Origin of the sequence: Lysobacter alkalisoli, assembly GCF_006547045.1 — a bacterium.
GTDB lineage: Bacteria > Pseudomonadota > Gammaproteobacteria > Xanthomonadales > Xanthomonadaceae > Marilutibacter > Marilutibacter alkalisoli.
Genome location: NZ_CP041242.1, coordinates 858019 through 877360 on the forward strand (window position 1 = coordinate 858019; position 19342 = coordinate 877360).

Annotated in this window: 16 protein-coding genes, 1 pseudogene and 1 riboswitch; of the genes and pseudogenes, 7 read left to right on the plus strand and 10 right to left on the minus strand. The window is 65.7% G+C overall.

All coding sequences use genetic code 11. The features are described 5' to 3' along the window. Nucleotides 1-42: 42 nt before the first annotated feature. Nucleotides 43-621, minus strand: a pseudogene (locus tag FKV23_RS17695) (TonB-dependent receptor plug domain-containing protein); the annotation flags it as partial. A 333-nt stretch (nt 622-954) separates the two neighbouring features. Here FKV23_RS17695 and FKV23_RS03635 point away from each other — a divergent pair. After that, complete coding sequence (locus FKV23_RS03635; RefSeq protein WP_244244084.1) at nt 955-1425, plus strand: hypothetical protein; 471 nt, start codon at nt 955-957, stop codon at nt 1423-1425. 45 nt (nt 1426-1470) lie between these two features. Here FKV23_RS03635 and FKV23_RS03640 read toward each other — a convergent pair whose 3' ends face one another. From FKV23_RS03640 to hslO, 5 genes are all read right to left on the minus strand, one after another. Then, the gene (locus FKV23_RS03640) at nt 1471-2481 is read right to left on the minus strand and encodes a class I SAM-dependent methyltransferase (protein ID WP_167284937.1); all 1011 of its coding nucleotides are present in this window, start codon (nt 2479-2481) and stop codon (nt 1471-1473) included. 27 nt (nt 2482-2508) lie between these two features. Then, nucleotides 2509-3192 carry a putative 2OG-Fe(II) oxygenase gene (locus FKV23_RS03645; protein ID WP_141622633.1) on the minus strand — a complete coding sequence of 228 codons (684 nt, stop codon included), beginning with the start codon at nt 3190-3192 and terminating at the stop codon, nt 2509-2511. Between the two features lie 116 nt (nt 3193-3308). Next, nucleotides 3309-6002 (minus strand): TonB-dependent receptor plug domain-containing protein, encoded by a 2694-nt coding sequence (locus FKV23_RS03650; RefSeq protein ID WP_208543231.1) that lies wholly within the window; start codon nt 6000-6002, stop codon nt 3309-3311. A 216-nt stretch (nt 6003-6218) separates the two neighbouring features. Then, a complete protein-coding gene (locus tag FKV23_RS03655) occupies nt 6219-7109 on the minus strand; it encodes an XOO1806 family protein (RefSeq protein ID WP_141622634.1) in 891 nt (296 codons plus the stop codon). Between the two features lie 148 nt (nt 7110-7257). Next, on the minus strand, nt 7258-8163 hold the full coding sequence (gene hslO, locus FKV23_RS03660) for an Hsp33 family molecular chaperone HslO (protein WP_141622635.1): 906 nt from the start codon (nt 8161-8163) through the stop codon (nt 7258-7260). An 86-nt stretch (nt 8164-8249) separates the two neighbouring features. Between hslO and mtgA the strand changes: the two genes are divergently transcribed. From mtgA to FKV23_RS03675, 3 genes are all read left to right on the plus strand, one after another. Next, the gene (gene mtgA, locus FKV23_RS03665; RefSeq protein WP_141622636.1) at nt 8250-8993 is read left to right on the plus strand and encodes a monofunctional biosynthetic peptidoglycan transglycosylase; all 744 of its coding nucleotides are present in this window, start codon (nt 8250-8252) and stop codon (nt 8991-8993) included. A gap of 29 nt (nt 8994-9022) precedes the next feature. Next, the gene (locus tag FKV23_RS03670) at nt 9023-10054 is read left to right on the plus strand and encodes a glycosyltransferase family 2 protein (RefSeq protein ID WP_141622637.1); all 1032 of its coding nucleotides are present in this window, start codon (nt 9023-9025) and stop codon (nt 10052-10054) included. Nucleotides 10055-10139: 85 nt separating this feature from the next. Beyond that, the gene (locus FKV23_RS03675) at nt 10140-10568 is read left to right on the plus strand and encodes a CBS domain-containing protein (protein ID WP_141622638.1); all 429 of its coding nucleotides are present in this window, start codon (nt 10140-10142) and stop codon (nt 10566-10568) included. 55 nt (nt 10569-10623) lie between these two features. On the opposite strand, the gene trhA is transcribed toward FKV23_RS03675, so the two are convergent. The 4 genes from trhA to FKV23_RS03695 all read right to left on the minus strand — a co-directional run bounded on the left by trhA (nt 10624) and on the right by FKV23_RS03695 (nt 15278). After that, nucleotides 10624-11328: a PAQR family membrane homeostasis protein TrhA gene (trhA, locus tag FKV23_RS03680; protein WP_141622639.1), complete on the minus strand. Its 705-nt coding sequence runs from the start codon at nt 11326-11328 to the stop codon at nt 10624-10626. Nucleotides 11329-11391: 63 nt separating this feature from the next. Then, nucleotides 11392-12996 carry a peptide chain release factor 3 gene (locus FKV23_RS03685; protein WP_141622640.1) on the minus strand — a complete coding sequence of 535 codons (1605 nt, stop codon included), beginning with the start codon at nt 12994-12996 and terminating at the stop codon, nt 11392-11394. A gap of 118 nt (nt 12997-13114) precedes the next feature. Continuing rightward, nucleotides 13115-14080 carry a peptidoglycan DD-metalloendopeptidase family protein gene (locus tag FKV23_RS03690; RefSeq protein ID WP_141622641.1) on the minus strand — a complete coding sequence of 322 codons (966 nt, stop codon included), beginning with the start codon at nt 14078-14080 and terminating at the stop codon, nt 13115-13117. Nucleotides 14081-14123: 43 nt separating this feature from the next. Next, entirely contained in the window at nt 14124-15278 is a 1155-nt protein-coding gene (locus FKV23_RS03695; protein WP_141622642.1) for an NHL repeat-containing protein, read from the minus strand. 130 nt (nt 15279-15408) lie between these two features. Continuing rightward, a riboswitch (SAM riboswitch) is annotated at nt 15409-15531 on the plus strand. A gap of 226 nt (nt 15532-15757) precedes the next feature. Here FKV23_RS03695 and metX point away from each other — a divergent pair. From metX to FKV23_RS03710, 3 genes are read left to right on the plus strand one after another with little or no spacing between them, the layout of a single operon-like run. Beyond that, nucleotides 15758-16753 carry a homoserine O-succinyltransferase MetX gene (gene metX / locus FKV23_RS03700; protein WP_244244148.1) on the plus strand — a complete coding sequence of 332 codons (996 nt, stop codon included), beginning with the start codon at nt 15758-15760 and terminating at the stop codon, nt 16751-16753. Further along, entirely contained in the window at nt 16750-17955 is a 1206-nt protein-coding gene (metB, locus tag FKV23_RS03705; RefSeq protein ID WP_141622644.1) for a cystathionine gamma-synthase, read from the plus strand. Before metX ends, metB begins: the two co-directional genes overlap by 4 nt. Beyond that, entirely contained in the window at nt 17952-19067 is a 1116-nt protein-coding gene (locus FKV23_RS03710) for a homoserine dehydrogenase (protein ID WP_141622645.1), read from the plus strand. The genes metB and FKV23_RS03710 overlap by 4 nt, the downstream gene beginning before the upstream one ends. The last annotated feature ends 275 nt before the right edge of the window (nt 19068-19342 follow it).

Here is a 19342-nt window from a genome sequence, read left to right on the forward strand (position 1 = left end):
GGTCCTGGGCTTGTTGGTCACGATCTGCACCGTGCCGCCAATGGCGTTCGATCCCCACAAAGTCCCCTGTGGTCCGCGCAGAATTTCCACCCGCTCCACGTCGAAGATATTCGAGGAGCCGAACGGGATCCCGTCGACGAACTGACTGGTCGTGCCCGGGGACGGTGAGTTGCTGCCGCTCAGGCCGCGCAGGATCAGCTGGCCGGTCGCGCTGGCGCCGCCGGCGATCGTGCGGTAGATCTCGCCAACGCTGGTCAGGTTCCTGGAGGTAAGTTCTTCGGCAGAGATGGCCGTGATGTTCATCGGCACTTCCATGATGGATTCGCTGCGCTTGCGTGCGGTGACCACCACGGTGTCGAGTGCAGTCGCTTCCTGCTGGGCCGTTGGCCGTGCCTGAGGTGTTTCTGGCGACTCTTGCGGCGCCTCTTGAGCAAGCGCTGCGCCGCTCAAGATGAGGGCTGAGGAAAGTGCGCTTGCCAGCGCACTGCGTTTCAGACTACGGCTGTGACGGATCGACATGATTCGAGGGCCCCTGGAATTTGTTGTTGCTTTCATCGCGCGTTCTCTCTCTCCAAAGAAGATTGAACCTCCCCTCTGCTTCCGGTTGGCTGGAGCACGCATATCCGGCCGCCAGAAACAGCAAAGTTCACGGCGATGGTAGACGTGCGGCGAGGATAATTAAAGTCCTGTTAATCTTTCTTCAGGGATGAAAAGGCATGCCATGGGGCACGGACGTGCAGGGACGTGCAGACATGGTGGATACTGGGGCCTGGGAGAATCTTTCGGCCTCTGCAGGGGCAGGCTTAAAGGGTGTCAGCCAGAACCGAGATTGGGGCCGATCTGACTGCAGTGCAAAGTCCCACGGGTTGTATTCGTTCGATAATGGGAACGTCCGGTGATCTCCCTTGCGGTAATCGCGATGAACACGTGTTGGACATAAGGAGGAGTAGTGACATGAAGCATGGCACCATCATCTTTCCCGCTCTGTTGACCGTGATGTTGTGTGGGGCTGTCCATGCGGGGCAGGCGCCGCTGGATCTGCAGACGGCTTCAGGAACGGATCAGTTTGTCCAGATTCGCGAAGAACTGGGCTCGGAGAAATACGCGGAGATCAGTTCCGACGATCGGCGGACGGTACTGGGCCTGCTCGATCGGATGGAGGCCTCGGTGCAGCGTACTGGCGGCGTTGATTCGATGCCGGAGCAGCAGAAGGTCGATCTGTTCAACAATCAGGAAAAGGTCAATGCGATCCTGACCCAGGCCGCCGAGGACAGCCGGATGGTCTGCAGGCGCGAGCAGACCACGGGCAGCCACCGCAAGACCACTGTCTGCCTGACGGCAGGCGAGCGCCGCCGGATTCGGGAGAGCACCCAGGACCAGCTGCGCACCATGCCTCGCCAGCACGTGGATCGAGGCGGGTTCTGAGCTGGATCGGCGGCGCTGTCAGCCGCCGACACAATCGCGGCTCCGTCAATCGCGGCGTGCGAGCAGGGTCCGGCCGACCAGCAGCGACTGATGGTGGATCGGGGCAATATCGATTGCCCCGAATCCGCATGCTTGCAGTTGCTGCATGAGGTTCGATATCCCGGCCTTGGTCAGTGCGTGCATGCACAACTCGTCGCTGCGGAAGGCGGAATCTTGCAGTGCCCGGACATGTTCGGTGTGGGCATGCAGGGCCGAGTCCAGCGTGAGATGCCTCTGAAGCAGCGCGTCGACACGCCGGGCTACCGCTTCTTGGACTTCAAGCAGCACATCCGGGTAAGGGCTCTGCTCCGCGAGAGCGCCCAGCGAGCGCATCGCGACATTGAAACCGGTACGTGCCTGGCTGGCCATGGGATCGGCGGCCAGGCGTTCATGTTGCCCCTGTGCGGCCAGATCGAGGTAGGGGAAGAGCTTTCCGGCCGCCTGCATCAGCCCATCGGGACCTAGCAGTGTCCCGATCAGCCGTATTTCCTCACGAGCGACTGCGGCCAGCCTTGAATCGGCATGATGCATGATCAACGCGATCCGGCCGCCAGGCCGGATGACGCGTCCCAATTCGGCGATCGACCGGTCCAACTGGCTGTATTCCAGCCCGTACTGACTGATACCGAGGCTGAAGGTCCCGTCGTCGAACGGCAGTGCTTCGGCCGAGACATGGCTGTGGAAGTGGATCTTCCCGCGGCATGATGGCGGTGACGATTGAAGCCACCCGGGGGCCACCGAGGCCAGGTCGATGGCATCGACCCGGGGCATGCCTGTGTCATGGCGCAGTTCGCACAGCAGGGCCGGCAGTGGGCCGTTGCCGGTGCCGATGTCGAGCACGCGGTCGTCTTCCTGCAGGGCGGCGAATTCACCTTCCCAGAACGTGCGGATGGCGCCACCGTAGCTGCCGTCGAACGAGCCGGTGAGCGAGTGCAATGCCCCCTGTTTCCAGTATGAACTCCACACCTGTTGGCGTGGGTTGGTCAGCCGCGGATCGGGCAGGTCGTGCTTGTCCAAAGAAATATCCTGAAAGAGGTTGTGAGCTTATGCCGCGAATGGAGACTTCTGCGGCTCGATGCCGTGCATCCGGAAGCGTGCGTTGAAGGCTACCGTGATTCGCAGGCCATCGCCCTTCGGCTCGAACGGCGTCACTTCGTGCAGCAGCCAGGATGGGAAGATGACCAGTTGACCCGGCTCCAGCCGGATCGGCAGATTGCCCATGCTGAAGGGGGCTTTCATCTGGTGCGTTGCCATGTCGATGAACATGGTGTGCATGGCATGGGGATTGATGAGCGTCAGTTTGCCGCTGTCGCTCTCCGGGTCGTCGCCGTCCTGGCAGACGCAGTACACACCCGACCAGGAATGCAGGGGATGGTTGTGTACGCCGAAGTAACCGCCCTTGCGGGTGACGTGGAACCACGACTCATGAGCGATGTGCAGGTTCTGCAGGGCATTCGTGTCGTACTGGTTGAGCTCGCCGATCACGCCGTAGAGGGTGGACCAGCAGAAATTCCGCAGCCTTGCGATCGGCTCGTGAGGCCAATCGAACAGGGTGAAGTTACTCTCGAACAGGGCGTCGTTGCGGTGGGTATAGGGCTCAGGGTTGGCGAACCTCGGCCCTTCCGCTTCGCAGGCCAGGAACAGTTCGCGAAGCTGCGCATTGAGCGTCTCGGGTGCGCTCATCCGGGCAAAGGCGAGCGGAGTCGAGAAAGCCGTGTTGATGTCCATGCTGCTTACCTGGCGGAGAGTGGGTTGGGCTACCTTGTAGTTGAAACATTCTGCCAGCAGACAAAAGGAAAGGGGCCCGAAGGCCCCTTTCCAGTCCAGTTGTTCCGGAGTGTTGCTTAGAACTTCTGGGTGTAGCGGACGTACGGCACGCGGCCATAGCCGTTGTACAGATCGAACGCGAAGCCGCGGCCGGTCGGGTCCTGCGGATCGACGACCGGATCCTTGTCCAGCACGTTCTGCACGCCGAAGACGAACTTGCCGTTCCACGGCGCGTTGTAGCTCACCTGCAGGTCATGGGTGACCCACGAAGGCACCCTGCTCGACGCGGCGGCAAAGGCCGCCATGTTGGCATCCTGCGTGGGAGTGCGGTTCGGGGTGCGGACCAGGGCCAGCCATTGGCGGTAGGCCGCCGACTGCATGCCGTGGATGTAGTTGATGGTCCACGCCATCTCCCAGTCACCCAGCGACCAGGCATTCTGCAGGACCCCACGGTAGCGCGGAGTGCTCAGAGCACCCGAGCGGCCGACGATGCTGGCCGCGCCATTGACCTGGTAGTTAACCGGGTTGGTGATCTGCAGGTCCTGGCGCAGGTTGCCCCATGCGCCCATGTCGAAGCGGGTGCGCAGGTTGAAATCGAAGCCTTCCGTCTCGACCGTGCCGAAGTTGGTCGAACCGGTCTGCGCCCATACGATTTCACCATCCGGGCCGTATTCGAGGCCGAGGCCCATCGCAACATTCGGTCGTCCGGTACCACTCGGGAACACGCTCAGATCACTCGGGCAGCTGGTGGATACGCCCTCAAGGCATTGCCAGATGGCATTGACGCCGAAGAAGCCGATCTGATCCTCGATCTTGATGTTGTAGTAATCGAGGCTCATGTTCATCCAGTCGAAGGCATCCCATGCCGCGCCCAGGGCCCACTGCTTGGAGGTCTCCGATCCCAGGTTCGGGTTGGCGATCTGCCAGGTGGTGACCTGGGTGCTGGAGGCACCACCGCCCAGCACCGCAACGGTGGCCGGGTGCGTGGTGGTGGCGGCACCGAACGATGGACGCTGGGTCACGATGTCCAGTGTCGGTGCGCGGAAGCCCTGACCATACGAGCCACGCAGGGTCAGTGTGTCGAGCGGCTGGTAGCGCAGCGAGACCTTCGGCGAGAAGTCGCTGCCGTAGTCGCTGTACTTGTCGTAACGGGCCGAGACGCTGGCCTCGAAGTTGTCCAGGATCGGGAACAGGACTTCGCCATAGGCCGAGTAGACGTCACGGCTGCCGCCGGCCGAGTTGCCGGCCGAGCCGACGATCTGGCCCGCCTCGGACAACGAGTCGTAGATGTCAGCATAGGTTTCCTTGCGGTACTCCGCACCGATCACTGTTGCGGCAGTGCCGCCCGACATCTGGAACAGGTCGAAGCCGGCCGAAGCGTACACTTCCTCCAGCTTGGTGGTGGCTTCACGCGCGATGGTGGCGGTGAACTGCTGCAGGGTTGCCGGATCATTGCCCGACGGGTCGTAGATGTTGTATTCACCGCTCTCGATCATCGCACCGGCGATGGCGGCTACGACATAGTTGCGGCCGACGTCGGAGGTCTTGTACTCGTTGCGGCGGACGCCGAAGTCGAGGTCGACGTTGCCGACACGGCCTTCGAAGCCAAGCATGAAGTCGTACAGGTTGGAGTCGATATTGCCGTCACGCGGACCCAGCGCGGCAAAGCGGTGGGTCAGGTAGATCGTGTCGGTCGTTCCAGTCCAGCCTGCAACGGCGTTGGCCGGATGGTTCGGCGAATCGGGCGAGATGGTGATCAGGCCCGGGGACGGCCACGGTGAGGACGGCACCGGCGCGTAGCGGCCGAACGACTTCACCCGCGACACGGTGGCGCGGCTGTACAGGCGCCAGTCGTCGTTGATGTCGTAGTGACCCTTGACGAACAGCGAACGATTGCCGATGGCGGCCTCGTCGGCGGCCACGAAGGTGAAGTCGTAGAAGCAGGCTGGTTGGCCGCCGAGTGTGGACTCGAAGAAGCCCGGGTCCGAGCAGCCGCCCGGAACGCCGCCGGCGAAATTGGCAACCGTAAGCGCCGTATCGTTCCAGAAGTTGTTGGAATAGACCGACGCGCCGCCGGCTGACCACCAGCGGTCACGTTGCCAGACGATGTCACGGTTCTCATAGGAGATGCTGGCGATCAGGTTGCCGCGGTCGCCGTTGATGCCGATCAGTGCGCTGCCTTCTTCGGAGTCGCCGCCCGCGCGCTTCGGGAACGAGCGGCCGACAGTGATCTCGGCACCTTCGTAATCGGAGCGGGTGATGATGTTGACTACGCCGCCGATGGCGTCGGAGCCGTACACCGAGGACGCGCCATCGAGCAGGATTTCGATGCGCTCGACCGCGCTCATCGGGATGATGTTGAGGTCCTGGCCCTGACCGGCGGTCGGGGACACGGCGGCACGGCGGCCATCGACCAGTACCAGGGTGCGCTCCTCGCCCAGGCCGCGCAGGCTGATGCCGGCGAACGACTGCGCCGAGCTGCCCGACTGCGGACGGAACGAACCGAACGAGTTGAAGGATGTGCCGCGCAGATAATCGGCGACTGAAATGTCGCCGCTGGAGTCAAGTTCGGCACGGGTGATCACTGTCACCGGCAGCGAGCCTTCGATATCGGCGCGCTTGATGCGCGAGCCCGTGACCTGGATGCGGTCGAGGGTGGTGGCTTCTTCGGTTTGCTGGGCAACGGCAACGCCGGTACCTGCCACCGCGGTGGCACCCGCAACGAGCGCGAAGGTAATCGCGTCGCGGAGTTTGTTGGTCTTCAAGGTCATCTCTCTCTCCAAGTCAGTCTTGGTTTCCCATGGGAACCTGCCGATGGCGTCAAGGAAGGCGCCAAAATCAGCAAGGTCGGCCGATAGTAGCCCCCTTTTCGGAAAAATTAAAGTGTCGTTAACAAACGAAAAAAGCCGCCCTGTTCAGGGCGGCTTTTCTTATGCAATTCAGCAATTTACGGCGCTAAAAACGTTCGATTCATGTGAAGGCCGGGTCTACAGGTCCTGCTCGTAGCGGACGTAGGGGATGGTGCCTTCGTCCTTGGTGGCCGAATCCGGCGCGAACGGGTTCTTGCCGCGGGTGACTACGTTTTCAGCGCCGACGGTGAGCTGGCCGCTCCATGGGGTGCGCCAGGTCAGGCCCACGCCAAGGGCTTCCCATTGACCCGGCTGGTTCGGGGTGTCGACGACGCGACCGACGATGTTGGCGCCGAAATTGCCGACCTCCGCGCCGATGGTCAGGCTGGTGGTGTCCCAGCGGTCGCTGAAGCCGGCCGGCAGGTCGTCGGCCGGGATCAGGCGTGCGCGGGCCCAGGTACCGCCGATCGAGACGGTGGCCTCGCGGCCGATGTTCTTTTGCCCGTAGACGGTCAGGGTGTTCTCGTCGAAACGGCTGTTGCGCGAGTTGGGACTCATCCAGCCGGGCAGGGTATCGCGGCCTTCGCCTACCAGCAGGCCGATGCGACCGCTGCTGTTGCCGACGGATGCTCCGGCGGTGACTTCGCGACTGCCGCTGCTGCCGGCATCGCGTTCGAGCGAGGCTAGCAGGCAGTGGTTGGCGAGGTTGCCGATGGCATTGGCCAAGCCGGTTGCGCGGTTGCAGACCAGCCCCAGGGTATTGCCTGAGGATGCCGAGAAGGTCGTGTCGAGGGTGTTGTTGGCGCCGAAGCGCCAGCGGGTGCCGACGGCCGGAGAACTGGTTGCCCGCGAGCCGGTGGGCTCGAGCAGGAGGACGGCTTCGAGTTTGCCGCTGGCGTTGTTCCAGATCGGCAGGACAGTGGAGTCGGTTGCAGGAGGCGTGCGGCTGTCGCCCTGCGCACGAGCACCTGCCGCCACGCCAAGGGCGAGCAGCAGGGCAAGCGGCAATTGGAGCAGGTGCGTGCGCATCGTTTCGATTGGACCGGCAAGCGCCGGCCCGGTTCCCCTTCCTGAGGCCTTGAACTATAGGCTTTTAATGTTCATTTAACAATCACCGCCGGTCGGCTGTGGCGCCCTTCCGGGGCTTCCCCTGGCCCATCGGGCCATGTTCCGGAGCCTACTGCGGGCGCCCCGGGCCTTCCAGTTCGATTGCATGCTTTTTGAACAGTTCCCGGATCCGGTCACGGCCGAAGCGGTACTCTCGTCCACAAAACTCACAACGGACATGGGCTTCGCCATCGGCCGCGGCGGCCAGGGCCTCTTCCTCGCCAAGCGAGACCAGCATCGACGCAACCCGATCGCTGGAGCACGAACAGGCGAATCGCAAGGGCCGGTTTGCCAGCGTTTCGACCCCGTCTTCGTGGAACAGGCGGGTCAGCAGCACCTCGGCCGTCAACGTCAGCATTTCGTCTGTGACGAGGGTGTTGAAGAGGGCGCAGGCGCGGTTCCAGCCATCCTCGTCGCCTTCGTCGCCTGGGAGCTTCTGTAGCATCAGGCCGCAGGCGCGTTCTTTGTCGGCGACCAGGAACAGGCGGGTGGGCAACTGTTCCGATTGGTCAAAGTAGCCCTCGAAGGCCTCGCCAAGGGTGTCGGCGTCGAGTCCGACCATGCCCTGGTAGCGCATTGGCTCGCGGCGGCCGGTGGCCGGGTTCTCGATGGTGATTGCCAGCACCGCTCCGGGACCGATCCCGCGCAGGTCCTGTGGCGGCTCGGCATCATCGTCGAGCCGGGCGATGCCGCGCAGGGTGCCGGCCGCGGTGCATTCGGCGAACAGCGTGCGCAGCGCATGCTCTCCACGCAGCTGGATCGAGAGGCGGCCATCGACCTTGGTGTGGCCGGTGAACAGGGCGGCGGCAGTGCAGGCTTGTCCGAGCATTTCCGCAACGGCGGGCGGATAGTCGCCGTGGCTGCGGATCTGCCGCCAGGTGTCGTCGAGGCGCACGTGCACGCCGCGCACGCCGGCGCGGCCGATCAGGAAGCGGGTGAGGCGGTCGTGGCCGGTGTCGTCGGTGGGGGTGGTCATGCAGGTGTCTCACAGCGGCGGGCCCGATGCGGATAATGCCGGCATTGGGTCGCGGGTGGTTATTGGCTCGTTGAAATGAGGGTGGAATGGGCAGGTCACAAGGTCGGTCATCCAGTGCTGGACGGCGAGGGCGGTTGCGACGCGGGCTCCGTTGGCTGCTGGCGCTGCCGTTGCTGGCGATGCTGGCCAGCGTGCTGCAGGTGGCGGTGCTGCGCTTCGTCGATCCGCCGTTGTCGGCATTCATGGTCGCGCGCCAGTTCGAGGCCTGGCAGGCAGGCGATTGGCGGTTCCGCATTGCGTATGACTGGCGCGACCTGGAGGCGATCTCGCCGCAGTTGCCGCTGGCGGTGATCGCCTCGGAGGACCAGCGGTTCGCCGAGCATCGCGGTTTCGATCTGAAGGCGATCGAGAAGGCGATCGAGAGCAACGAGCGCGGCGGACGTGTGCGCGGCGGCAGCACGATCAGCCAGCAGACCGCCAAGAACCTGTTCCTGTGGAGTGGCCGCAGCTGGCTGCGCAAGGGCATCGAGGCCTGGTACACGCTGCTGATCGAGGTGATGTGGCCGAAGACGCGGATCATCGAGGTCTACCTCAACGTGGCCGAGTTCGGTGATGGGGTCTACGGCGCCCAGGCTGCGGCCCGGACCTATTACGGCATCGATGCGGACAGGCTCGGCCCGGCACAGGCGGCGCGGATGGCGGCGGTATTGCCGAGCCCGCGCCGCTACAGCATTGCCCAGCCGGGCCCGTACGTGCAGCGGCGTACCGTGGCGATCCAGCGGCAGATGCGGAGTCTGGGGGGTACGGCATACCTGGAGCGACTGGATTGAAATCGCCGTCGACCGGCTACCATGGCGCCATGAGCCCCGACCCGACCCGTGACACATTGACCGTGGTGGTGGCGGCCTTCAACGAGGCCGGCAGCTTGCCGCTGCTGCACCCGCGAGTGGCGACGGTACTGGATGCGCTTGCGGGCGACGGCATCGACGGCCGCGTGCTGTATGTCGACGACGGCAGTCGCGATGGCACCTGGGAGGTGTTGCAGGGGGTGGCGGCCGGCGACCGTCGGGTCGCGTTGCTGCGGTTGTCGCGTAATTTCGGCAAGGAGGCGGCGCTGACCGCCGGGCTCGATCGTGTCGATGGGGGCGCGGCGCTGATCCTCGATGCCGACGGCCAGGATCCGCCGGAGTTGATCCCGCAGTTCGTGGCGAAATGGCGCGAGGGCTTCGACGATGTCCACGGCACCCGCATCGAACGCGAGGGCGAGGGCTGGCTCAAGCGGGCGACCGCACACGCCTTCTACCGGGTGATCGGGCGCCTGTCGAAGACGCCGATCCCGCGCGACACCGGCGACTTCCGCCTGCTGTCGCCGCGCGCGCTGGCGGCGTTGCGGCAGTTGCGTGAGCGGCACCGGTTCATGAAGGGGCTGTTCGGCTGGGTCGGTTTCAACCGGGTGTCGATCCCCTACCATCGCGACGCACGCGTCGCCGGCCACAGCAAGTTCAATTTCTGGCGGCTGTGGAACTTCGCCCTGGAAGGCATCACCAGCTTCACGACCGCGCCACTGCGGTTGGCGACCTACCTCGGCCTGGCGACCGCGGCGGTGGCCTTCGCCTACGGCGTGATGATCATCGTCAAGGCCTTGTTCTGGGGCGACCGGGTCGCCGGCTGGCCGACGATGATGGCGGTGATCCTGTTCCTCGGCGGCGTGCAGCTGATCGCGCTGGGCCTGATCGGCGAGTATCTCGGTCGCCTGTATGAGGAGGCCAAGCAGCGGCCGCTGTACCTGGTCGATGTCTGGCAGCCGGCGGCGGACAGCGGGCGGGATGCTTCCATTGCGGCACCGGATCGGGACAGGCGGGTGGCCACGTTCCGCTCCGGCGCCGAGTAGCGACGTTTCCGTTCCTCGCGTTCACATGCGCCTGCCGGGCGCCGGGAGTATCCTCGGCGCAGGCACCGGCCTGGAGGAGGGCGCAATGCGTACCGTTCGACAGCTACTTGAGGCGAAGTCTCCCGATATCTACGTGGTTCGCCCCGATACGCATGTGATCGACGCGGTCCGGCTGATGGCGGAGAAAGGCATCGGCGCGGTGCTGGTCATGGACGGGCCGGTGCTGGTCGGGATCGTTTCCGAACGCGACTACGCGCGCAAGGTGGTGCTGCAGGGGCGTGCATCGTCGGGTACGCCGGTCAGCGCGATCATGACCGCGGAGGTGATCACGGTCGACCCCGACGACACTGCCGATCGCTGCATGCGCACCGTCACCGAGCGCCGCATACGCCACCTGCCGGTGGTCCGCGATGGCCAGGTGCTGGGGGTGGTGTCGATCGGCGACCTGGTCAAGGCGGTGATCGAGGACCAGCAACTGGAGCTGGACCAGCTGCAGCGATACATCGCCAGTTGAGTCGTCTTGAAAGATGCCGTTGCCCCCGCCTTCGCGGGGATGACGGCTCAGGAGGTCAACGCCCCGGCCCCAGCACCTGCGCGGTCACCGCGACGAAATGGCAGACACTGCCGGCGACCACGAACAGGTGCCAGACCGCGTGCGAGTAACGCAATGACGGGCGATGGTAGAACACCGTGCCGAACGTGTAGCAGATGCCGCCAGCGAGCAGCCAGCCCAGGGTCCAGCCGTCGAGCGCGACCAGCAGCGGCTTGATAGCGACGATCACCAGCCAGCCCATCGCGATGTAGATCGCGGTCGACAGCAGCTTGAAGCGGCCGGTGAACATCAGCTTGAACACCACCCCGGCCACCGCCAGGGTCCAGATCGCGATGAACAGTCCCCAGCCCCATGGGCCGCGCAGGCCGATCAGGGTGAACGGGGTATAGGTGCCGGCGATCAGCAGGTAGATCGCGCAGTGGTCGAATACCTTGAGCCGGGCCTTGGCGGTCGGATGCTGGATCGCGTGGTAGAGCGTCGAGGCGACGTAGAGCAGCAGCAGGCACAGGCCGAACACGATCGCCCCGGCCAGTTGCCAGCCGTTGCCGTAGACCGCGGTGAGGGCGATCAGCACCGAGCCGCCGGCGAGCGCGGCGACTGCGCCAAGGCCGTGGGTCAGGGCATTGGCCAGCTCTTCGTAGGCGTGCCCTTCGTAGGCGTGCTGCGAGGAAGGCCGGGCCTCGGGCCTGCCGGCAGCGGGGGCATGGGTGGGGGCGTCCATGCCTGCATCCTACCGTGCGCAAGCGAATGGTGAATGTGCTGCTCGCCCCGGTACGGCATCCGTTCAGTCCACCGCCACCGCGTGGGCATGCTCGCGGGTTGCGAGGAACGCCACGTCCGGTGCGCGTTCCTGGGCCAGTTGCAGGTTGACCCGGGTCGGGGCGAGGTAGACCAGCTCGCCGGCCGCGTCGAGCGCGAGGTTCATGGCGTTCTTGTCGCGGAACTGCTCCAGTTTCTTCGCGTCGCCGCAACGCACCCAGCGTGCGGTGGCGACGTTGATCGGTTCGAAGATGGCCTCGACGCCGTATTCGTCCTTCAGACGATAGGCGACGACGTCGAACTGCAGCACGCCGACCGCGCCGAGGATCAGGTCGTTGCTCATCAGCGGCTTGAAGAACTGGGTTGCGCCTTCTTCCGACAGCTGGGCCAGACCCTTCTGCAGTTGCTTGAGCTTGAGCGGGTCGCGCAGGCGCGCGCGGCGGAAGAGCTCGGGCGCGAAGTTGGGGATGCCGGTGAAGCTGAGCGATTCGCCCTCGGTGAAGGTGTCGCCGATCGAGATGGTGCCGTGGTTGTGGATGCCGATGACGTCGCCGGGATACGCGTTCTCGGCGATCTCGCGGTCGCTGGCCATGAAGGTCAGCGCGTTGGCGAGCTTCATCTCCTTGCCGCTGCGCACGTGGAAGGCCTTCATGCCGGCGCTGAATTTTCCGGAACACACCCGCATGAACGCCACCCGGTCGCGGTGTTGCGGGTCCATGTTGGCCTGGATCTTGAACACGAAACCGGACAGCCTGGTCTCCGTCGCGCCGACTTCACGGGTCGTCGTTTCGCGCGGCTTGGGCGAGGGCGCATGCTCGACGAAGAAGTCGAGCAGCAGCTGCACGCCGAAGTTGTTGACTGCCGAGCCGAAGAACACCGGAGTCAGTTCGCCGGCCAGGTACTTGCCGAGGTCGAACGGGTGTGAGGCGCCTTCGACCAGTTCGAGTTCGTCCTTCAGCTCCGCCAGCACATCGGCACCGATGCGCGCCTCCAGTGCCGGGTCGTCGATCGAGGAAAAGATGGTCGAGTCCTGACGGGTGAAGTTGCGGCCCTGCTCATACAGGTGCACCTCGCCGGTAACCAGGTGAACCACGCCCTTGAGCCGCTTGCCCATGCCGATTGGCCAGGTGATCGGCGCGCAGCGGATGCCGAGCACGCTTTCGACTTCGTCGAGCAGCTCGATGGGGTCCTTGCCCTCGCGGTCGAGCTTGTTGATGAAGGTCATGATCGGCGTGTCGCGCAGCCGGCAGACCTCCATCAGCTTGATCGTGCGTTCCTCCACGCCCTTGGCCACGTCGATGACCATGAGCGCCGAGTCGACGGCGGTCAGCACGCGGTAGGTGTCCTCGCCGAAGTCGGCGTGGCCGGGGGTGTCGAGCAGGTTGACGATGCGGTTCTCGTAGGGGAACTGCATCACCGAGCTGGTCACCGAGATGCCGCGCTCCTTCTCCAGCGCCATCCAGTCGGAGGTGGCGTGGCGCGCGGCCTTGCGGCCCTTGACCGACCCGGCCATCTGGATCGCGCCGCCGAACAGCAGCAGCTTTTCGGTCAGCGTGGTCTTGCCGGCATCGGGATGCGAGATGATCGCGAAGGTGCGGCGGCGGGCGGCTTCGAGGGAAACGTCGGACATGCGGGTGGGGCGCGCAGGGCGCCCTTGAGAGAGGTGCGGGGCGGCAATTATAGGGGGTGGGGGGCTGCCCGGCTTTGGATGGCTGGCCGAGCGCCGTCCTCCTCGCGAACTCGCCGCTTTATCGCGTGATGTCGAACCGCAGCGCTCCCTGCGGCCCTCGCATCCGGAACGGGATCGATTCCAGTCGCATGCCTCGGTTCACCTGCACCACGAAATGCAGGTGCGGGCCGGTGGTGAAACCGGTATTGCCGGACAGGCCGATGACCTGGCCGGCGCGCACCCGCTGGCCGACCCGGACGTGGGCGCCGCCTTCGCGCAGGTGCGCGTACAAGGCCATGGTGCCGTCGTCGTGGAGGATGCGGATGAAATTGGCGCGGCCGCCGTACTTTTCCATGCTCAGGCCGGCCCGGTCGAAGTCGGATTCGACCTGCATCACCACGCCCTCGCGCGCGGCCAGTACCGGGGTGCCGATCGGGGCGGCGAAGTCGACCGCATGGCGGTTCTGCGGGTCGTTGTGGCTGAAGCGGCCAGCATAGCCCTGCTGGATGTCCGGCTCTGCCTGCTGCAGCGGCATCAGGTACTCGGCATCCCGTGGCCGCGCGTTCGGATCGCCGGGCAGGCTGTCCATGCGCAGTTCGAAGCTGCCACCGCGTCCGGGCTGGACCGGGCCGAGCACCGAGACCAGTGCGCTGCCACGGGCCGGAACGGTCGCGCGTGCGGGCAGCGCCGGCATGCCTTCGATGTTGTCGCGGTTGGAGAAGTGCAACATCACCTCGATCGGTCCGGCCAGGGCGTTGTCGGCCCAGGCCTGGTAGTAGCCGGCATCACGTTCCACCCGCAGCCTCGCCATCGCATCGGGTTCGGCGTGGACCGGAATCTCGGTGACTGGACTTGCCGGTGTGTCCGGCCGGCGATCGCCGTAGTGGGAGACGCCATTGGCGTCGGTCCAGCGGTACAGCCGGCCGGCGTCAGCCGTGCCCGTGACGAGGAGACCGCCGACGAGCACGCCGCTGACAAGCGCACCACCAGCGAGCAGGCCCGCCAGGATGGTTGTGATGGGTCGTGCGGGTGTCGGGGAATGCATCGTGGGGCGTGGCAGGGAGGGTGGACGGATTATGCGTCCCGGCTCAGTCAGTGCAATGGGACTCCAGGCCCAGTATCCGTGCGACCTCGCGCAGATCGAAGGCGGCGACCGCCTTGTCGTCGTGCACCGCGTACAAGGCGCCACCAGTGAACGCGCGCGTGGCCGCCGGATGCAATGCGATGCCATCGGTGGATGCCGTGGTCTCGCCGCGGAAGCTGCCGCGATGCTCCAGGCTGTGGCGGTCGAACAGGTGGAACACGGTAAGCGGGGCAAGCTGGTCCGCGGCGACCCAGTAGCCCGCGTCGTTGCGGCAATTCCACAGGGCGACGCCTTCGGCCTCGGCGGCGAAGGTGCTGTTCGGCAGGCTGCGGCCCGTATAGCGGCCGTCGAAGGTGTATTCGTGCAGGGTGGATGCATCGCGACCCCCCTTGCTTGGGTTGCTTTCGTCGGCGATCAGCAGACGGCTGTAGGCGGGGTCGCCGGCGATCGATTCGACGATGCGCAGGGCGGTCCCGGGCGAGGTATCGCCGAACGCGCCGCGGTAGTGCGCCTCGGGCACGCCGTGATCGGTATCGAAGTTCAGACTGAAGTGCTTGACCCGTTCTGCCAGTTCTTCCAGAGCGGGTACCTGATCGTATTTTTCACCGTACATGAAACTGTCGGTGACATAGGCGTCGTACTCGCCGGGCGCGGTCTCGTGGACCCAGATGCCGTAGGGGCTGCGCAGCACAGCGTCGCCGAACGACGCCAACGGGGTGAAGTCGGGCAGGGTCAGGATCTGCACCCGGCGGTTGTCGCGTTCGACCACGAACAGATGTTCACCCAGTGCGGCGATGCCGTTGGGCCGGTTGAATCGGCCCAGTCCTTCGCCCCTGCCGCCGACGGTGCGCAGGCGGGTACCGGTGTCGGCATCGAACACGATCAGGCGGTGGCTGGCCTTGGCGGTCGCGATCAGCCAGGTGGTGCCGTCCTCGGTCGGCCAGGTGGCCAGTGAATCGAGTTCGTCGTCGCTTGCGTCGGCGGTGATGTAGGTCTCGGGAATGACTGCATCGGTCAGCGGGATATCGCCGTGGGTGGTCGCCTGGTGATGGATGGGGCGGAGGCTGGAGCAGCTGGCCAGCAGCAGGGCGGCAACGAAGGAAGCCATGACCGCACGGGCATTGACGGCGCGGGGCTGGGTGAACTGGGGAGTACGCATCGGCAGAGTGTATTCGTGAATGTGCGTTTGATTGCACACACGGCTGACGGCATGGTTACCGAAGAAATTAAATCGCTTCATCTCAATGAAGCGATTGACATGCTCGCGGAGCGCTGGCAGACTGGCCGCCATCCATCGAGACCGGCTGAGGGACAGGCCCTTAGACGCCGGGGCAACCGGCTCGCTCCACCACGCAGTGGCAGGGCGGGCAAGGTGCCAATTCCTGCGGTGATCTGCCATCGACCCATGCGGTCCGGCCGGTCTACCGGAAGATGGTCGGATCGTTTGCCCGCTTTGTCGGCGCAGGCGATGCGTCTGGCTCGATGGCCCCGCAGTTCCGGAACCACGCCATGAGCCTCAGCCGCAATCACAACGTCCTCGCCTCCACTTGTCCCATCGATGCTGCGTGCGGATCGCGCTTCGGTGCCGGTGACGCTGCCTTCGATGCCCACGACGACACGCCTGCCGGCGCCGATGCGATGCGCGGCGAAATCGTGGTGTCGCTTGATCTGCGCCATGCCGGCCGACGCGAGGTGGCCCTGCGTTACGAGATCCAGGGTGGCAAGGGACTGCCGGTCGTTTTCGTGGCCGGCGGCATTTCCGCCAACCGTCACGTCGCGCCCAGCCGTGCTTTCCCGGAGGCCGGATGGTGGCCGTCGCAGGTCGGCGCCGGATGCGCGATCGATCCGGCCCACCACCGCATCGTCTCCTTCGACTGGGTCGGTGCCGATGGTGCGCTCGATGCGCCGATCGATCCGGCCGACCAGGCCGATGCCATCATCGCCCTGCTCGACGTGCTCGGTATCGCCCGAATCCATGCCTTCATCGGCAGTTCCTACGGCGCGATGGTCGGCCTGCAGTTTGCTGCGTTGCACGGCGAGCGCCTTGGCCAGCTGGTCGCGATCAGCGGCGTGCATCGTTCTCATCCCTACGCCAGCGCCTGGCGCGCGCTGCAGCGTCGCGCGGTCGCATTGGGTGCGCTGCAGTGCGACGAAAACCATGGTCTGGGGCTGGCGCGCCAGTTTGCGATCCTCAGCTACCGCACGCCAGAGGAGTTCGATGCGCGCTTCGCGCCGGCGCGCGTGGTCGACGGCCGCGTGCGTGTCGGCGCGGAGGACTATCTCGATCATTGTGCCGCCCGGTTCGCAGGCCGCAGCTCGGCGGTGGCCTATCAGCGGCTGTCGGAATCGATCGACCTGCAGTCGGTCGACCCCTCGCGCATCCGGGTACCGGTGACGGTGGTGGCGGTGGTCGAGGACCGGCTGGTGCCGTTGGCCGATGCCCATGCGCTGGTCGAGGAACTGCGAGGTGGAACATGCCCACGGGAGCCGCGCCTGCACGTGCTGCGCTCGCCGTATGGCCACGACGCTTTCCTCAAGGAAGAGGCCGACATCGACACCATCCTGCGCGATGCGCTTGCCCGCACCGTCGCATCCGACGATTCCCATATTGCTTCCCAGGAGATTTCCGCATGAGCCGCCGCAGCCTGTGTACCGCCGCCGTGCGCGCCGGCATCGATCGCGACCCCGCTTTTGGTGCGGTGACCCCGCCGATCGTGCTGTCGTCGAATTTCAGCTTCGCCGGCTTCAATGACAAGCGCACCTACGATTACACCCGCAGCGGCAACCCGACCCGCGACCTGCTGGCCGAAGCGCTGGCCGAGTTGGAAGGTGGCCACTGCGCCGTCGTCACCGCGACCGGCATGGGCGCGATCACCCTGGTCCTGCATGCCTGCCTGAAGCCGGGCGACACCCTCGTCGTGCCGCACGATGCCTACGGCGGCAGCTGGCGGCTGTTCAACGCGCTGGCCGCCAAGGGCGCGTTCAACCTGCTCACCGTCGACCTGACCGATCCGCGCGCGCTGGCCGAGGCGCTGGCGGCGAAGCCGGCGCTGGTGTGGATCGAGACCCCGTCCAACCCGCTGTTGCGCATCACCGATCTGCGTTTCGTGATCGAAGCCGCGCATGCCAGCGGCGCGCTGGCGGTGGTCGACAATACCTTCCTGTCGCCAGCACTGCAGCAGCCGATCAGGTTCGGCGCCGACATCGTCGTGCACTCGACCACCAAGTACATCAACGGCCACAGCGACGTGGTCGGCGGCGCGGTGATCGCGCGCGAGGCCGAACTCGGCGAACAACTGGCGTGGTGGGGCAACTGCCTCGGCCTGACCGGCTCGCCGTTCGACAGCTTCCTGACCCTGCGCGGCCTGCGCACCCTCGATGCGCGCCTGCGCGTGCATCAGGAGAACACCGTCGCACTGGTCGAGCTGCTGGAGTCGCATCCGGCGGTGGAGGCGATCCACTATCCGGGCCGCGCCGAGCACCCGGGCCATGCGGTCGCCGCGCGCCAGCAGGATGGCTTCGGCGCGATGCTCAGTGTCGACATCAAGGGGGGCGAAGCGGCTGTACGAGCGTTCGTCGACGGCCTGCAATGCTTCACCCTGGCCGAGTCGCTGGGCGGCGTGGAAAGCCTGGTCGCGCACCCGGCGACGATGACCCACGCGGCGATGAGCCCGGAAGCACGTGTGGCGGCAGGAATCGGCGATGGCCTGCTGCGGCTGTCGGTCGGCATCGAACATGCCGATGACCTGGTGGCGGACATCACCGCCGCGCTCGACCGTGCGCTGGCGGCGGTGCCGGTAGTGTCGAAACTGAAAGGCGAGTACGCGGCCCAATGAGCGCACTCGCCGAAGATGTCCGCCGCAGCCTGTCGGTAGCCACCGCGCAGGCACCGCGCACCGCGGCCCGGGCGCGGCTGGCGTTGCTTGGCACGGGGAATGTCGGTGGCGCAGTGCTGGAGCGGTTGGCCGGTTGGGTCGGGACGCCGTTCGGCGAGAAGCTGGAGTTGGCCTATGTGGCCAACACGCGCCAGAGCTTGCACCCGCACACCCTCACCCCAACCCCTCTACCGCAGACGGGAGAGGGGCTTTCTCGAGTTGCACCGGCACTGGGCGAGGACGGAACCCGCATCGTCATCGACGCCACTGCCAGCGCCGAAGTCGCGGCTCGCCATGCCGGATGGCTGGCGCAAGGCATCCACGTCGTCACCGCCTGCAAGCTTGCGCGAGGCACGTCGCTGGCGGCGTGGCAGGTGATCGAGGCCGCCTGCGTTGCCGGCGACAGCCATTACGGCGACGCAGCCACCGTCGGGGCCGGCCTGCCGCTGCTACGCTCGATCCGCGAACTGCGTGCCGGCGGCGACCGAGTCACCGCAATTGCCGGTGTACTGTCGGGTTCGCTGGCGTGGCTGTTCAATCACTACGACGGGTTGCGCCCGTTCTCCGGTTTCGTGCGCGAGGCGCGCGATGCCGGCTATACAGAACCCGATCCACGCGAGGACCTGTCCGGTGAGGACGTGCGCCGCAAGCTGCTGATCCTTGCCCGCGCCGCCGGCGTGCAGCTGGAGCAGGACGAGGTCGAGGTCGCCTCGCTGGTGCCTGATGAGATTGCAGCGCTGCCGAAGGAGGAGGTCGATGCGTCGCTGCCGCGGCTCGATCCGCTGCTGCGCGAGCGTTATGCCAAGGCGTACAAGAACGGCGAGAAGCTGCGCTTCATCGCTCGCCTCGAGCGCAACGCCGACGGTGGGTGGAGCGCCCGGGTCGGCCTGGATGCATTGTCCGTCGACCATCCGCTCGCCGGTGGCGCCGGGACCGACAACAAGGTCGCGATCTGGTCGGATCGCTACGACGACCAGCCGTTGGTGATCCAGGGTCCGGGTGCCGGCGCGGGCGTCACCGCGGCCGGACTGCTCGACGACGCGCTGCGCATCGCGCGAGGCTGGAAAAAATAAGGTTCTTCTCCCAAGTGAGGGGGAGCCCGCCTTCAGCAAAGGCGGGGGTGCCGCCGCTTGCGTTCGACCGCCGATTCTCGTCGCTACCTGGCTGTCCCGACGCGACCTCCGGCCTTGACGGCGAATGTCCCCCGACCGCCGCCCGTGGCGGCGGCCTCCTCCTTGATTTCGCCCCCGGCGCCCCGGTCGTCCAACAGACCTGGTGCTTTCCCCTCGATTGGGCGAAGAACCATAAAAAACAGGGGCGCCGTTCCCGAGGGGGAGAGCGGCGCCCC

What these genes read in the sequence shown, in the direction of transcription:
- FKV23_RS03675 (WP_141622638.1), top strand. Translation starts at nt 10,140, where the DNA reads ATGCGTACCGTTCGACAGCTACTTGAGGCGAAGTCTCCCGATATCTAC.
- FKV23_RS03685 (WP_141622640.1), bottom strand. Translation starts at nt 12,996, where the DNA reads ATGTCCGACGTTTCCCTCGAAGCCGCCCGCCGCCGCACCTTCGCGATC.
- trhA (WP_141622639.1), bottom strand. Translation starts at nt 11,328, where the DNA reads ATGGACGCCCCCACCCATGCCCCCGCTGCCGGCAGGCCCGAGGCCCGG.
- FKV23_RS03670 (WP_141622637.1), top strand. Translation starts at nt 9,023, where the DNA reads ATGAGCCCCGACCCGACCCGTGACACATTGACCGTGGTGGTGGCGGCC.
- hslO (WP_141622635.1), bottom strand. Translation starts at nt 8,163, where the DNA reads ATGACCACCCCCACCGACGACACCGGCCACGACCGCCTCACCCGCTTC.
- FKV23_RS03635 (WP_244244084.1), top strand. Translation starts at nt 955, where the DNA reads ATGAAGCATGGCACCATCATCTTTCCCGCTCTGTTGACCGTGATGTTG.
- FKV23_RS03655 (WP_141622634.1), bottom strand. Translation starts at nt 7,109, where the DNA reads ATGCGCACGCACCTGCTCCAATTGCCGCTTGCCCTGCTGCTCGCCCTT.
- FKV23_RS03690 (WP_141622641.1), bottom strand. Translation starts at nt 14,080, where the DNA reads ATGCATTCCCCGACACCCGCACGACCCATCACAACCATCCTGGCGGGC.
- FKV23_RS03650 (WP_208543231.1), bottom strand. Translation starts at nt 6,002, where the DNA reads ATGACCTTGAAGACCAACAAACTCCGCGACGCGATTACCTTCGCGCTC.
- FKV23_RS03695 (WP_141622642.1), bottom strand. Translation starts at nt 15,278, where the DNA reads ATGCGTACTCCCCAGTTCACCCAGCCCCGCGCCGTCAATGCCCGTGCG.
- mtgA (WP_141622636.1), top strand. Translation starts at nt 8,250, where the DNA reads ATGGGCAGGTCACAAGGTCGGTCATCCAGTGCTGGACGGCGAGGGCGG.
- FKV23_RS03645 (WP_141622633.1), bottom strand. Translation starts at nt 3,192, where the DNA reads ATGGACATCAACACGGCTTTCTCGACTCCGCTCGCCTTTGCCCGGATG.
- FKV23_RS03710 (WP_141622645.1), top strand. Translation starts at nt 17,952, where the DNA reads ATGAGCGCACTCGCCGAAGATGTCCGCCGCAGCCTGTCGGTAGCCACC.
- metX (WP_244244148.1), top strand. Translation starts at nt 15,758, where the DNA reads ATGCGCGGCGAAATCGTGGTGTCGCTTGATCTGCGCCATGCCGGCCGA.
- metB (WP_141622644.1), top strand. Translation starts at nt 16,750, where the DNA reads ATGAGCCGCCGCAGCCTGTGTACCGCCGCCGTGCGCGCCGGCATCGAT.